A 13,578-nucleotide genomic window follows, 5' to 3' on the forward strand; every position below is an offset into this window, starting at 1 on the left:
CAGGGACGTTGGTCATGAGAAGGGCCCGGCCTGTGGAAACCGAAGGCCGGGCCCGCTCACGTGCCGCACGCGGCGGCGGGTCCGCTTACAGCGAGGGGTACAGCGGGTGCTTCGCGGCCAGCGCCGAAACGCGGGCCTTGAGGGCCTCGGCGTCGTACGCGGGCTTCAGGGCCTCGGCGATGATGTCGGCGACCTCGGTGAAGTCCTCGGCCTGGAAGCCGCGGGTGGCGAGCGCCGGCGTGCCGATGCGCAGACCCGAGGTGACCATCGGCGGCCGCGGGTCGTTCGGGATCGCGTTCCGGTTGACCGTGATGCCGACCTCGTGGAGGCGGTCCTCGGCCTGCTGGCCGTCCAGCTCCGAGTTGCGCAGGTCCACCAGGACCAGGTGCACGTCAGTGCCGCCGGTGAGGACGTCCACGCCGACGGCCTTGGCGTCGTCCTGGACCAGGCGCTCGGCGATGATCTTCGCGCCGGCCAGGGTGCGCTCCTGGCGCTCCTTGAACTCGGGCGAGGCCGCGACCTTGAAGGAGACCGCCTTGGCCGCGATCACGTGCTCCAGCGGGCCGCCCTGCTGACCCGGGAAGACCGCGGAGTTGATCTTCTTGGCCAGCTCCTGCGTCGACAGGATGACGCCGCCGCGCGGACCGCCCAGGGTCTTGTGCGTGGTGGTGGTGACGACGTGGGCGTGCGGCACCGGGTTCGGGTGCAGCCCCGCGGCCACCAGGCCGGCGAAGTGCGCCATGTCGACCATCAGGTACGCGCCGACCTCGTCCGCGATGCGGCGGAAGGCGGCGAAGTCCAGCTGGCGCGGGTACGCGGACCAGCCGGCGACGATCAGCTGCGGCTTCGACTCCTTGGCGAGGCGCTCGACCTCGGCCATGTCGACCTGGCCGTCCTCGCCGACGTGGTACGGGACCACGTTGTAGAGCTTGCCGGAGAAGTTGATCTTCATGCCGTGGGTCAGGTGACCGCCGTGGGCCAGGTTCAGGCCCATGATCGTGTCGCCCGGCTTCAGCAGCGCGAACATCGCGGCGGCGTTGGCCTGCGCGCCCGAGTGGGGCTGCACGTTGGCCGCCTCGGCGCCGAACAGCGCCTTGATGCGGTCGATCGCGATCTGCTCGACCACGTCGACGTGCTCGCAGCCGCCGTAGTAGCGGCGGCCCGGGTAGCCCTCGGCGTACTTGTTGGTCAGGACCGAGCCCTGGGCCTCCATGACGGCGACCGGAGCGAAGTTCTCCGACGCGATCATCTCGAGGGTGGACTGCTGGCGGTGGAGCTCGGCGTCGACGGCGGCCGCGACGTCCGGGTCCAGCTCGTGAAGGGGAGTGTTCAGAACAGACATCAGGATCCCTCGGTCGGTTCAGCCCGCGAAGTCGGTGTACTCGTCGGCGGAGAGCAGGTCGGCCGGCTCCTCGGAGACGCGGACCTTGAACAGCCAGCCGCCCTCGAACGGGGCGCTGTTCACCAGGGCCGGGTCGTCGACGACGTCCTGGTTGGCCTCGACGACCTCGCCGGTGACGGGGGAGTACAGGTCGCTGACCGACTTGGTGGACTCCAGCTCACCGCAGGTCTCGCCCGCGGTCACGGTGGAACCCACCTCGGGGAGCTGGGCGTAGACGACGTCACCGAGCGCGTTGGCCGCGAACTCCGTGATGCCGACCGTCGCGACGCCGTCCTCGGCGGCCGACAGCCACTCGTGCTCCTTGGTGTAACGCAGCTGCTGGGGGTTGCTCATGACCTGATTCTCCTGGATGCGGGGGACTGCTGATGAACGGATGTCTTGGAGGGTGAGACGAACGCCGCGACGGATTCCCGGGCGGGGATCGTCACTTCTGCCGCTTGTAGAACGGCAGGGCCACGACCTCGTACGGCTCATGCGTACCGCGGATGTCGACGCCGACGCCGGAGGTGCCCGGCGCGGCGTGCGCGGCGTCCACGTACGCCATGGCGATCGGCTTGCCCAGCGTCGGGGACGGGGCCCCGGAGGTGACCTCGCCGATGACCTGGCCGTCGGCGACCACGGAGAAGCCGGCGCGCGGGACGCGGCGGCCCTCGGCGATCAGGCCGACCAGCTTGCGCGGCGGGTTGGTCGCGGCACGCTCGGCGGCGGCCTCCAGCGCGGCGCGGCCGACGAAGTCGCCCTCCTTCTCGAACTTCACCACCCGGCCGAGACCCGCGTCGAAGGGGGTCAGGGCGGTGGTCAGCTCGTGCCCGTACAGCGGCATGCCCGCTTCCAGGCGCAGGGTGTCGCGGCAGGACAGGCCGGCCGGGACCAGGCCGACGCCCTCGCCGGCGTTCAGCAGCGCGTTCCACAGCTCGACCGCGTGCTCGGGCTTGACGAACAGCTCGAAGCCGTCCTCGCCGGTGTAGCCGGTGCGGGCGATCAGCGCGGGGACACCGGCGACGGTGCCCGGCAGGCCCGCGTAGTACTTCAGGTTGTCCAGGTCGGCGTCGGTGAGCGACTTCAGGATGCCGGGGGACTCCGGGCCCTGGACGGCGACCAGCGCGTACGCGTCGCGGTCGTCGCGGACCTCGGCGTCGAAGCCGGCGGCGCGCTCGGTGATCGCGTCGAGGACGACCTGGGCGTTGGAGGCGTTGGCGACGACCATGTACTCGGTCTCGCCCAGGCGGTAGACGATCAGGTCGTCCAGGATGCCGCCGTCCTCCTGGCAGATGTGCGTGTAGCGGGCGCGGCCCACGCCGACCGTGGAGATGTTGCCGACCAGCGCGTAGTCGAGGACCTTCACGGCCTCGGGACCGGTCAGGGTGATCTCGCCCATGTGGGAGAGGTCGAAGAGGCCGGCCTTGGTGCGCACGGCGTTGTGCTCGTCGCGCTCGCTCGCGTACCGCAGCGGCATGTCCCAGCCCGCGAAGTCGGTCATCGTGGCACCGAGGGAGCGGTGCACGGCGTCGAGGGCGGTCAGACGGGGGGTGTTCGTCATAGGGGTGGCTCCCAGGGCAGGCCCGCATGAGTGACTGAAGGACGTTCCTCCCCATCTGTCATCGGAACCTGAGAGGTTCGTCACGACCGCACGCCCGTACGAACGTAAGGCGACTGCGGGGTGACTTGCACCTTGGGTGGAGCCGGGGAAGGCGGTGGACGTGCCTGCCGGGCTCGCTTTTCAGATGTGCCTCGCCCGCGCGGTATCGGGGCCTGAGAGATTCAAGGGAGGGTCTTGCTCCTTCGGCGTCCGGGGCGGCGGTCTTACGACAGCGGTGCCCGGCACTCTCCCGCGCGGATTCAAGCGGCCTGTATGGAGTTGGCGCGCACATCATTGCACGCGTCCGCCGGGAACGGGGGGCCCGGGGCCCGCCCGAATCGCACGCGGGCGGTCGGTGCGCGGTCAGTGGGCGGACAAGGGGGAGACCGGAGCGGGCGGCGGTGGGAGGGTGGGGGGGACCGCGGAAGGACCGCGGGGCGAGTGTGGGGGACGGGTCCCGGACGGAACCGGGGCGGTCGGATTACCGTCTCTTTACACTCAGTGGGCAAGGGTCCCGTGACCTTCCCTTCCGGCCGCTGCCGGGAGGGGCCCCCAGGGGAGGCGAGCACTGTGCGGATCTTCGGAGCGGTGGCGGGCGGCGCGCGTGCGCTGCCGGACGAGGCGCGCCCAGGAGCGGGCGGCCCCGAGGGCACCTCGCGCCCCGGACCCGGCGGCGCCGGGGGAGTCCCGGGCCGGGTACAGGCGGGCCCCGGGGAGGCCCAGGAAGCGGCCGGACGCGTCGCGGCGGTGCCGGCGGCGGCCCCTGTGGTCCCTGTGGCGGTGCCGGCGCCGGCCCCTGCGGCGGTTCCCGCGGTCCCGGCCGCGGTCCCGGCCGTACCGGCCCAGCCGGGGGCGCGTGAGGCGTCCCGGGCGCTGCCGTCGCGGGCGGTGGTCCGGCCCGGTCCCGAGGGCGTCTGCGACCTGCGGGGCGCGGGAGCGCGCCGCCCGGTCCGGCTGGAGTTCGCCGCCGGGGACGTGGTGGTGGTCTCCGGGCTGCCCGGCAGCGGCAAGAGCACGCTGATGAAGCGGGCCGTCGCGGGGCGCGGCATCGACTCCCAGGACGTGCGCGAGCGCTGGGAGCGGCGCATGCCGGCCCTCCTGCCGTACGCGGTCTACCGCCCGCTGGTCAGGGCGGCCCACTACACCGGCCTCTGGCGGGCCCTGCGCTCGGGCGAGAGCCTGGTCGTCCACGACTGCGGCACGCAGGCCTGGGTCCGCGGGCTGCTGGCCCGTGCCGCCGGACGGCGCGGCCGCGGGCTGCACCTGCTGCTGCTGGACGCGAGCCCGGAGGAGGCGCTGTCCGGCCAGGCGGCACGGGGCCGCGGCGTCTCCGCGTACGCCTTCCTGCGCCACCGCCGTACGGTCGCCCGCCTCCTCTCCACCGCCGAGCGCGGCGGGCCGCCCGCCGGCTGCGCCTCGGTGACCCTCCTCGACCGCCCCGCGGCGGCCCGTCTCACGCGGGTCGACTTCGGGGGATGACCGGCGGCCGCCCGGGGCCCGGGACCGGTAGGGTCGGGGCGGCACGCGGAGAGGACGACCGGGGTGGACATGACCAGCGGCACGCACGACGGCACCTACGGCGGCGCCGGCCTGGCCGGGCACGGGTGGCCCGCGAACGAGCTCGAGGAGACCCTCGGCGCCTCCCTCGGCAACCCGGCCGCCGGCGGCCGCATCGTCGAGGTGCTCGGCCGCAGCCAGCTCTGGATCCCACTGCCCGAGGGCGGCGGACCCGACAGCCCCAGCCTCCGGCTGCCCACCATGGAGCTCGACGGCGCCCCCTACGTGCCCGTCTACAGCTCCCAGCAGCAGTTCGAGCAGTGCGCCGGCCCCCAGATGCCCTTCACCGTGGCCCCCGCGGTCGAGTTCGCCCGCGGCCTGCCCCCGCAGCTCGGCATCGCCGTGAACCCCGAGGGCGCCGTCGGCGTCCCCCTGCCGCCCCCCGCCGTCGCAGAGCTCTGCCGTGCCGGGCGCACCGCGCTCGACGGCCCCGCCAGCGGCGGCCGGGTCCGGCTCTTCGAACCGGACTGGCAGGAGGACCCGGTCGACTTCCTCGCCGCCGCCGGCGAGGAGTTCCGCGCCACCGGCGTGGTCGCCTCGGCCCGCCGCTGCCTGGCCAGCATCGAGGGCGGCGACCCGGTCCTCTTCATCGGGGTGCAGTTCCTGAACTGGGAACTGGCCGACAGCAACGCCCCCATGGAGGCCCTCGGCCGCGCCCTGGCCCGGGTCCATCCGGCCTGGCAGGTGAACCTGCTGCTCCTCGACGTGGCCCAGGACCCGGTCGGCGACTGGATGCTGGAGCGCGTACGCCCCTTCTACCTGCCCTGAGCGGCACCGGGGACCGTAAGCTGTTTTCCATTGCAGGCCGCATCCGGTTGCCGGGCGGCCGACACGCGTGACGTCGGGCGGACGAAGAGGGGTACCGGGTGAGTGCGTCAGGCACGGCCGCGGCAGGCCAGGTCGAGCACATGCTGCGCCAGGTCACGCCCGGGCGCTACGAGAGCTACGAGGCGCTGCTCCAGGCGCTGGCCGACGGTCAGCTGTGGATGCTGCTCTGGCACGGCCGGCCCGGGGCGCCCGACGCCCAGTACGGCGGCATGGAGGTCGAGGGGCTGGGCTACGCGCCCTGCGTGACCTCCGCCGCGGAACTCGCCGCCAGCGGCTGGAACCGGGCGTACGAGGTGGTCAGCGGCCGTGAGGTGGCCCGCTCCCTCTACCCCGAACGCTGGGGGATCTGGCTCAACCCGCACGCCAGCGGCGGCGGCCTCGGCGTCCCGTGGGCGGACCTGCGGCGCATCGCCACCGGCCTGGACCGCATGCCGGCCGGCCCGTTGCGCATCTCCGACCCCGCCATCGAGCTGCCGCAGTTCTACGCCCTGCTCACCCAGCACGCGCACCGCACCACGGCCGTCCGCTCGCTGCGGCGCGCCTGGGTGCAGCCCGCGCTCGGGACCCCGTACCTCGCCATCGGGCTGGACCTCTACGACACCTCGGCACCGGCGGTCGAGTCGGTGCGGGACATGATGCGCCGGGCGGTCTCCGCCGTTCCGGAGGGGCTCCCCGTGTCGACCGTCGCGCTCGCCGACGAGCACGACCCGGTGGCGATGTGGCTGCGCGCGCAGGCCCGCCCCTTCTACGACCGCGAGGCGCACGCCCCGGCGTACTGACACCCCCGTCCGGCCCCGTGCCGGTCCGGTGCCCCGCCTGCCGGGTGGCCGGAATGTGAGACGGGCATCTCGAAGGCCGTACCGATCCGCATCGGTGCGGCCTTTGCCGTATGTCCGGCTGCGGGCGGTTGGTTCCGCCCAAAAAGCGCACCCGAAGGGGTAGTTGGGCCCGATGTCCGATCCGCGCCGATCGGCCGGTGTTGCTCCGCTGAGCCGCGCGCTTGGTCCGGATAACGGAAGGTATCGAGCCACATCACGGTTGCGCATCACATCCCCGTCGGGTCTGGCGGGTGATCGCGCGACCGTTGAAGACTCCCCCCACCAAGAGCTGCGAACCCTGCAACCACCAGCTCTTCACGTGCACTTCAGCAGCTCTTTCCAGCCAGCACACGCAGCAACATCAGCCAGCAATCGCACCATCAGCGACACCGATGTGAACCAAGCCGCTACAGCGGCGGGCATGGGCCGGCCACCCGTCGGCCGAGAGGGGTCCCCACCACGATGACGGCACCACTGCACGACACAGCCGCGGACGAGATCGCAGCCGTCGCCGCCGAAGTCCCTGCCAAGGCCATCGAAGGTCGTTCGCCCGGCAAGATCGCGTGGATGCGCCTCAAGCGCGACAAGGTCGCCCTGACCGGCGGCTTCGTCGTGATCTTCCTGATCCTGGTCGCGGTGTTCGCACCGCAGATCGTCAGCCTCCTCGGCCACCCGCCGAACGAGTTCCACGAGGACATGCTCGACCCCGACCTGGGCATCCCGAAGGGCTCCTTCGGCGGCATCAGTTCGGACTTCCTGCTCGGCGTCGAGCCCACCAACGGACGCGACGTCTTCAGCCGGATCGTCTACGGCTCGCGCATCTCGCTGCTCGTCGCCTTCCTCGCCGCGTTCGTCTCCGTGGTCCTGGGCAGCATCCTGGGAGCCCTGGCCGGCTTCCTCGGCGGCTGGGTCGACGCGGCCATCAGCCGCACGATGGACCTGCTGCTCGCCTTCCCGCAGCTGCTGTTCACGATCGCGCTGGTCTCGGTGGTCCCCAACGAGCTGTGGGGCCTGACCGGTACGGGCGTCCGCATGGGCGTACTGATCGTGGTCATCGGCTTCTTCGGCTGGCCGTACATCGGACGCATCGTCCGCGGCCAGACCATCTCGCTCCGCGAGCGGGAGTACGTCGAGGCCGCCCGCTCCCTGGGCGCCGGCCGCGGCTACATCCTCTTCAAGGAACTGCTCCCGAACCTGGTCGCCCCGATCCTCGTCTACACGACGCTGATCATCCCGACCAACATCCTCACCGAGGCGGCCCTGAGCTTCCTGGGCGCGGGCGTCAAGCCCCCCACCCCTTCCTGGGGAAAGATGCTCTCCGACGCGCTGCCGCTCTACCAGGCGGACCCCATGTCGATGGTGGTCCCCGGTGTCGCGATCTTCCTCACCGTCCTGGCGTTCAACCTCTTCGGGGACGGGCTGCGTGACGCACTCGACCCCAAGGGCAGCTGAACCGTTTCACCTGATTCACCTGAATCCATTCCTGGAGGTTGGAACACAGTGATCCGCAGAAAGCAGGCAGTCGCGATCGCCGCCACGGTGGCCGCGCTGTCCCTCACGGCCACCGCCTGCGGCGGCAAGGATGACAGCGGCAACGGCAAGGCGGGCGGCTCTTCCAACGCCGCGTTCAACGCCGCGACCACCGGTGTCGTGAACCCGTCCGACAAGAAGGGCGGCGAGCTCAAGCTCTGGTCGCCCCAGGACGTCGACTACCTCGACCCGGCGCGTGCCTACTACGGGTTCGTCTGGAACCTGCAGCGCCTCTACATCCGTCAGCTGCTCGCGTACGACAGCAAGCCGGGCAAGGACGGCACCAAGCTGGTCCCGGACCTCGCCGAGGCCCTGCCGGTCCTGAGCAACGGCGGCAAGACCTACACGCTGAAGCTCAAGGACGGCGTGAAGTTCGAGGACGGCACGCCGATCACCTCGAAGGACATCAAGTACGGCATCGAGCGCGTCTTCGCGCAGGACGTCCTCTCCGGCGGTCCGACCTACCTGATCGACGTCCTGGACCAGGGCCAGAAGTACCCCGGCCCGTACAAGGACAAGGACCCCAACAAGATGGGTCTGAAGTCGGTCCAGACGCCGGACGACAAGACCATCGTCTTCAACCTGGCGAAGCCGAACTCCGACTTCTCCTACCTGCTGGCCATGCCGTCCTCCTCGCCGGTCCCGGCCGCGAAGGACACGGGCGCCAAGTACACCAACGCCCCGATCTCCACGGGCCCGTACAAGGTCACCAGCTTCACCGCGAGCAAGGGCGCCACCTTCGAGCGCAACCCGAACTGGGACCCGAAGACCGACACGATCCGCAAGGGTCTGCCGGACAAGGTCTCGTTCACGGTGACCACCAACGCCGAGGACATGGACGCGCGTCTGCTCAACGGCGACATCGACCTCGCGGTCGACGGCACCGGTGTCCAGCAGGCCGCCAAGATCAAGATCCTGCAGGACCCGAAGCTGAAGAAGAACGCGGACAACCCGTTCACGGGCTACATCCGCTACTTCGTCTTCCCGCAGACGGTCAAGCCGTTCGACAACATCGAGTGCCGCAAGGCCGTCATCTACGCGGCCAACCCGAAGTCCCTGCAGACCGCCCGTGGCGGCCCGACCTCGGGTGACCTCGGCGCGAACATGCTGCCTCCGGGCATCCCGGGCTCCGACAAGGCGTACGACCCGTACGGCCTGACCGCGGGCGCCCCGCAGACCGACAAGGCCAAGGCCGCCCTGGCCGCCTGTGGCCAGCCGAACGGCTTCAAGACCACGATCGCGGTCCGCAACAACCGCGCCGCCGAGGTCAAGACCGCCGAGTCGCTCCAGGAGTCGCTGAAGGCCGTCGGCATCGAGGCCTCCATCGACCAGTACGACGGCAAGCTCTCCTCCTCCACGATCGGCTCGCCCGAGAACGTGAAGAAGAAGAACTACGGCATCATCGTCATGGGCTGGGGTGCCGACTACAACTCCGGCTCCGGCTTCCTGCAGCCGCTGGTCGACGGCAGCTTCATCCTGCCGAACGGCAACAACAACTACTCCATGCTGAACGACCCCGAGGTCAACGGGCTGTTCGACAAGGCCGCCGACGCCGCCACCCCGGAAGAGGCCGCCCCGTTCTACACGGACATCAACAAGAAGGTCATGGAGAAGGCGCTCTACCTGCCGATCAACTTCGACAAGGCCTTCGTCTACCACAACCCGCGCCTGACGAACGTCTACTTCAACGAGTCGATGGGCAAGATCGACCTCGCCACCGTGGGTGTCGTCAAGTAACAGCAGGACATGTGCCTTCACCACACATGCGCTAGTTCGAAGGGCAGGTGAAGGCCGCAGGCGGCGGCTGCCGTCCCCACAAGGGACGGCGGCCGCCCGCCCGAGCGGCCGACTGCAGTGCTCGTCTACCTCATTCGGCGGCTCTTCAATGTCGTCGCCACGCTGCTGGTGGTCTCCGCGGTCACCTTCGGCATCTTCTTCGCGGTGCCGAAAATCACCGGCAGCGACCCGGCTCTCATGTACGCCGGCCGCGAGACCAACGAAACGGCTCTTCAGGGCATCCGCGTCAAGATGGGCTTCGACAAGTCCATCCCTGAGCAGTACGGAATCTTCCTCAAGGGCATCGTCGCCGGCCGCGACTACAACCAGGGCACGGAGGTAACGCACTGCCCCGCGCCGTGCTTCGGCTACTCGTTCAAGGCCGAGCAGCCGGTGTGGGAGATGCTGCTCGACCGCATTCCCGTCACCCTCTCCCTCGCCAGCGGAGCGGTGATCCTCTGGGTCATCGGCGGTGTGCTCACCGGCGTGATCTCCGCACTCAGGAGAGGCACGATCTGGGACCGGTTCACCATGATCGGCGCCCTGGCCGGCGTGTCCCTGCCCATCTACTTCACGGGCATGCTGGCGACCGCGATCTTCGTGTACTCCCTCCAGTGGCTGGACGCGAGTGAGTACGCGCCGCTCGTCGACGATCCGGCGGCCTGGTTCAACAGCATGCTCCTACCGTGGATCACGCTGGCCTTCCTGTTCGCCGCGACGTACGCCCGCATCACCCGGGCCACCATGCTCGAAGTGCTGGGCGAGGACTACATCCGAACGGCCCGCGCCAAGGGCCTCAAGGAGAACGTGGTCATCGGCAAGCACGCGCTGCGCTCCACCCTGACCCCGGTCCTCACCCTCGTCGGCCTGGACCTGGGCGGCCTGCTCGGCGGCGCCGTCCTCACCGAGTCGACCTTCAACTTCCCCGGCCTCGGCACTGCCGCGGTCGGCGCGATCAGCCAGGGCGACCTGCCCGTCATCATGGGCGTGACCCTGGTCGCCGCCTTCTTCATCGTGATGGCGAACCTGATCGTGGACATCATGTACTCCGTTGTAGACCCGCGCGTGAGGCTGACGTGACCGAGACCCCGCTGAACAACGAAGGCGCCCAGGTCGCGGGAACCGCCACCGGCCCGGTCGGCATTCCCGAGCAGGCCGGCCCCCGCCCGGAGGCCTTCCTCTCGGTCCGCGACCTCAAGGTCCACTTCCCGACCGACGACGGCATCGTGAAGTCCGTCGACGGCCTCTCCTTCGACCTGGAGCGCGGCAAGACCCTCGGCATCGTGGGCGAGTCCGGCTCCGGCAAGTCGGTCACCTCGCTCGCCGTGATGGGCCTGCACCGGACCGGCCACAGCCGCAACCGCCCCCGGATCTCCGGCGAGATCTGGCTGGACGGCCAGGAGCTGCTGCGGGCCGACGCCGACGACGTACGGCAGCTGCGCGGCCGCAAGATGGCGATGGTCTTCCAGGACCCGCTGTCCGCGATGCACCCGTACTACTCGGTGGGCTCCCAGATCGTCGAGGCGTACCGGAACCACAACGCCGTCGACAAGAAGACCGCGCGCAAGCGCGCGATCGAGATGCTCGACCGGGTCGGCATCCCCGAGCCCGGCAAGCGCGTCGACGCGTACCCGCACGAGTTCTCCGGCGGCATGCGCCAGCGCGCCATGATCGCCATGGGTCTGGTCAACAACCCCGAGCTGCTGATCGCGGACGAGCCGACCACCGCCCTGGACGTCACCGTCCAGGCGCAGATCCTCGACCTCATCCGGGACCTCCAGAAGGAGTTCGGCTCGGCGGTCATCATGATCACGCACGACCTCGGCGTGGTCGCCGAGATGGCCGACGACATCCTCGTGATGTACGGCGGCCGGTGCGTCGAGCGCGGCACGGCGGAGAAGGTCTTCTACGAGCCCCGGCACCCCTACACCTGGGGTCTGCTGGGCTCCATGCCGCGCATCGACCGCGACCAGACCGAGCGGCTCATCCCGGTCAAGGGCTCGCCGCCCAGCCTCATCAACATCCCCAGCGGCTGTGCCTTCAACCCGCGCTGCCCGTACTCCGACGTGCCCAAGGGCGGGGTCACCCGCACCGTGCGGCCCGAGCTGACGGACGACGGGACGAAGCACTGGTCCGCCTGCCACATGTCGCAGGAGGAGCGGACCCGGATCTGGACCGAAGAGATTGCGCCGAAGCTGTGACCGACATGAAGAAGACGGACGCGGCCACCGTCCCCGCGCAGGCCACCGCCTCGCCCGAGCCGCTGCTGAGGGTCTCCGGCCTGACCAAGCACTTCCCCATCAACAAGGGGCTGCTGCGGCGCCAGGTCGGTGCGGTCAAGGCCGTCGACGGCCTCGACTTCGAGGTCTACCCGGGTGAGACCCTCGGCGTGGTCGGCGAGTCCGGCTGCGGCAAGTCGACCATGGGCCGGCTGATCACGCGGCTGCTCGAACCGACCGGCGGAAAGGTCGAGTTCGAGGGCAAGGACATCACGCACCTCGGCGTCTCGGGCATGCGCCCGCTCCGCCGCGACGTGCAGATGATCTTCCAGGACCCGTACGGTTCGCTGAACCCGCGCCACACGGTCGGCACGATCATCAGCGCCCCCTTCAAGCTCCAGGGCATCGAGCCCGAGGGCGGCCTGAAGCAGGAGGTCCAGCGCCTGCTCAGCCTCGTGGGCCTGAACCCCGAGCACTACAACCGCTACCCGCACGAGTTCTCCGGCGGCCAGCGCCAGCGCATCGGCATCGCCCGTGCGCTCGCGCTCAAGCCGAAGCTCGTGGTCGCGGACGAGCCGGTCTCGGCCCTCGACGTGTCGATCCAGGCGCAGGTGGTCAACCTGCTGGACGACCTCCAGGACGAGCTGGGCCTCACGTACGTGATCATCGCGCACGACCTGTCGGTCATCCGGCACGTCTCGGACCGCATCGCGGTCATGTACCTCGGCAAGATGGTCGAGCTGACCGACCGCAAGTCGCTGTACGAGGCGCCGATGCACCCGTACACCAAGGCGCTGCTGTCGGCCGTGCCGGTGCCGGACCCGAAGCGCCGCGGCGCCAAGACCGGCCGCATCCTGCTCAAGGGCGACGTGCCCTCGCCGATCTCGCCGCCGAGCGGCTGCCGGTTCCACACCCGGTGCTGGAAGGCCACGCAGATCTGCAAGACCACCGAGCCGCCGCTGCTGGCGCTCAAGACCGGTCACCAGGTCGCCTGCCACCACCCGGAGAACGCTCCGGACCAGGCCCCGGGCGACCCGGCGCTGCCGGAGGCGGCGGACGCCGCCGAGTAGACGGGGGAGCGGGGGACCCGGGGCGCGGCCCCGGGTCCCCCGCACCTCGGCACGGGCGTGGCCGGAAACGACCGGCAGAATGTGTCCGTGTCCCTGTACCACGATCTGTTCAACCCGACCCTCCAGCACGCCCTGGATCTGGTCGGCATCTTCGTCTTCGCCCTGGCCGGCGCCCTGCTCGCGGTCCGCAAGAACTTCGACATCTTCGGCATCGCGATGCTCGCGATGGTCACCGCCCTCGGCGGCGGCCTCTTCCGAGACCTGATGATCGGCGCGATTCCGCCCGCGGCCTTCACCGACTTCGGCTACTTCATCACGCCGCTGGTCGCCGCCGCCTTCGTCTTCTTCCTCCATCCCGAGGTGGCCCGGATCAACCGGCTGGTCAGCGTCCTCGATGCGGCCGGCCTCGGTCTCTTCTGCGTCACGGGCACGACCAAGGCCTACGAGTACGGCCTCGGCCTGACCCAGTCCGCCGCCCTCGGCCTCGCCACCGCCGTCGGCGGCGGTGTGCTGCGCGACGTCCTGGCCAACGAGGTGCCCTCGCTGCTGCGCGACCGCGAGATGTACGCCGTACCCGCGATGGTGGGCGCCGGCATGGTCGCCCTCTTCCTCAACTTCGACGCCCTCAACGCGGTGACCAGCACCATCGCCGCCGTGACCGCCTTCGTCTTCCGGCTGCTCGCGATGCGCTTCCACTGGCAGGCCCCGCGCGCGTGGAACCGCCGCTCGGAGGTGGCCGAGGAGGAGCACGCCAAGCCGTAACAAGAAAAGCTACCGCTTAGTAGCTACCGGCGGTACG

The 13,578-nt window shown here is 70.3% G+C and carries 12 protein-coding genes and 1 riboswitch; of the genes, 9 read left to right on the plus strand and 3 right to left on the minus strand.

The window, feature by feature from the left end; genetic code table 11:
- Positions 1-85: 85 nt before the first annotated feature.
- From glyA to gcvT, 3 genes are all read right to left on the minus strand, one after another.
- Complete coding sequence (gene glyA, locus ACIQUQ_RS01795; RefSeq protein WP_399948824.1) at positions 86-1,342, minus strand: serine hydroxymethyltransferase; 1,257 nt, start codon at positions 1,340-1,342, stop codon at positions 86-88.
- An 18-nt stretch (positions 1,343-1,360) separates the two neighbouring features.
- A complete protein-coding gene (gene gcvH / locus ACIQUQ_RS01800) occupies positions 1,361-1,735 on the minus strand; it encodes a glycine cleavage system protein GcvH (RefSeq protein WP_399948826.1) in 375 nt (124 codons plus the stop codon).
- 91 nt (positions 1,736-1,826) lie between these two features.
- Entirely contained in the window at positions 1,827-2,942 is a 1,116-nt protein-coding gene (gene gcvT / locus ACIQUQ_RS01805) for a glycine cleavage system aminomethyltransferase GcvT (RefSeq protein ID WP_403970009.1), read from the minus strand.
- Positions 2,943-3,132: 190 nt separating this feature from the next.
- A riboswitch (glycine riboswitch) is annotated at positions 3,133-3,244 on the minus strand.
- Positions 3,245-3,761: 517 nt separating this feature from the next.
- On the opposite strand from gcvT, the gene ACIQUQ_RS01810 reads away from it, so the two are divergent.
- From ACIQUQ_RS01810 to ACIQUQ_RS01850, 9 genes are all read left to right on the plus strand, one after another.
- On the plus strand, positions 3,762-4,460 hold the full coding sequence (locus tag ACIQUQ_RS01810) for an AAA family ATPase (protein WP_403970568.1): 699 nt from the start codon (positions 3,762-3,764) through the stop codon (positions 4,458-4,460).
- Positions 4,461-4,529: 69 nt separating this feature from the next.
- Positions 4,530-5,306, plus strand: coding sequence for an enhanced serine sensitivity protein SseB (locus ACIQUQ_RS01815; protein ID WP_403970571.1), 777 nt, complete (start codon positions 4,530-4,532; stop codon positions 5,304-5,306).
- Positions 5,307-5,404: 98 nt separating this feature from the next.
- Positions 5,405-6,145 (plus strand): enhanced serine sensitivity protein SseB C-terminal domain-containing protein, encoded by a 741-nt coding sequence (locus tag ACIQUQ_RS01820; RefSeq protein WP_403970012.1) that lies wholly within the window; start codon positions 5,405-5,407, stop codon positions 6,143-6,145.
- 501 nt (positions 6,146-6,646) lie between these two features.
- Positions 6,647-7,636, plus strand: coding sequence for an ABC transporter permease (locus ACIQUQ_RS01825; protein WP_399948831.1), 990 nt, complete (start codon positions 6,647-6,649; stop codon positions 7,634-7,636).
- A 48-nt stretch (positions 7,637-7,684) separates the two neighbouring features.
- Positions 7,685-9,451 (plus strand): ABC transporter substrate-binding protein, encoded by a 1,767-nt coding sequence (locus ACIQUQ_RS01830; RefSeq protein ID WP_403970016.1) that lies wholly within the window; start codon positions 7,685-7,687, stop codon positions 9,449-9,451.
- Positions 9,452-9,568: 117 nt separating this feature from the next.
- Positions 9,569-10,570 carry an ABC transporter permease gene (locus ACIQUQ_RS01835; protein ID WP_399948835.1) on the plus strand — a complete coding sequence of 334 codons (1,002 nt, stop codon included), beginning with the start codon at positions 9,569-9,571 and terminating at the stop codon, positions 10,568-10,570.
- Between the two features lie 62 nt (positions 10,571-10,632).
- A complete protein-coding gene (locus tag ACIQUQ_RS01840) occupies positions 10,633-11,691 on the plus strand; it encodes an ABC transporter ATP-binding protein (protein ID WP_403970574.1) in 1,059 nt (352 codons plus the stop codon).
- Entirely contained in the window at positions 11,688-12,779 is a 1,092-nt protein-coding gene (locus ACIQUQ_RS01845; RefSeq protein WP_403970019.1) for an ABC transporter ATP-binding protein, read from the plus strand. Before ACIQUQ_RS01840 ends, ACIQUQ_RS01845 begins: the two co-directional genes overlap by 4 nt.
- A 93-nt stretch (positions 12,780-12,872) precedes the next feature.
- Positions 12,873-13,541 carry a trimeric intracellular cation channel family protein gene (locus ACIQUQ_RS01850; protein ID WP_403662669.1) on the plus strand — a complete coding sequence of 223 codons (669 nt, stop codon included), beginning with the start codon at positions 12,873-12,875 and terminating at the stop codon, positions 13,539-13,541.
- Positions 13,542-13,578: the final 37 nt, after the last annotated feature.

It is taken from the genome of Streptomyces sp. NPDC101118, assembly GCF_044759445.1.
Taxonomy (GTDB): domain Bacteria; phylum Actinomycetota; class Actinomycetes; order Streptomycetales; family Streptomycetaceae; genus Streptomyces.

Bases quoted from the DNA above. Each gene is read 5' to 3' on its own strand.
- ACIQUQ_RS01815 (WP_403970571.1), top strand. From the start codon at position 4,530: ATGACCAGCGGCACGCACGACGGCACCTACGGCGGCGCCGGCCTGGCC.
- glyA (WP_399948824.1), bottom strand. From the start codon at position 1,342: ATGTCTGTTCTGAACACTCCCCTTCACGAGCTGGACCCGGACGTCGCG.
- gcvT (WP_403970009.1), bottom strand. From the start codon at position 2,942: ATGACGAACACCCCCCGTCTGACCGCCCTCGACGCCGTGCACCGCTCC.
- gcvH (WP_399948826.1), bottom strand. From the start codon at position 1,735: ATGAGCAACCCCCAGCAGCTGCGTTACACCAAGGAGCACGAGTGGCTG.
- ACIQUQ_RS01825 (WP_399948831.1), top strand. From the start codon at position 6,647: ATGACGGCACCACTGCACGACACAGCCGCGGACGAGATCGCAGCCGTC.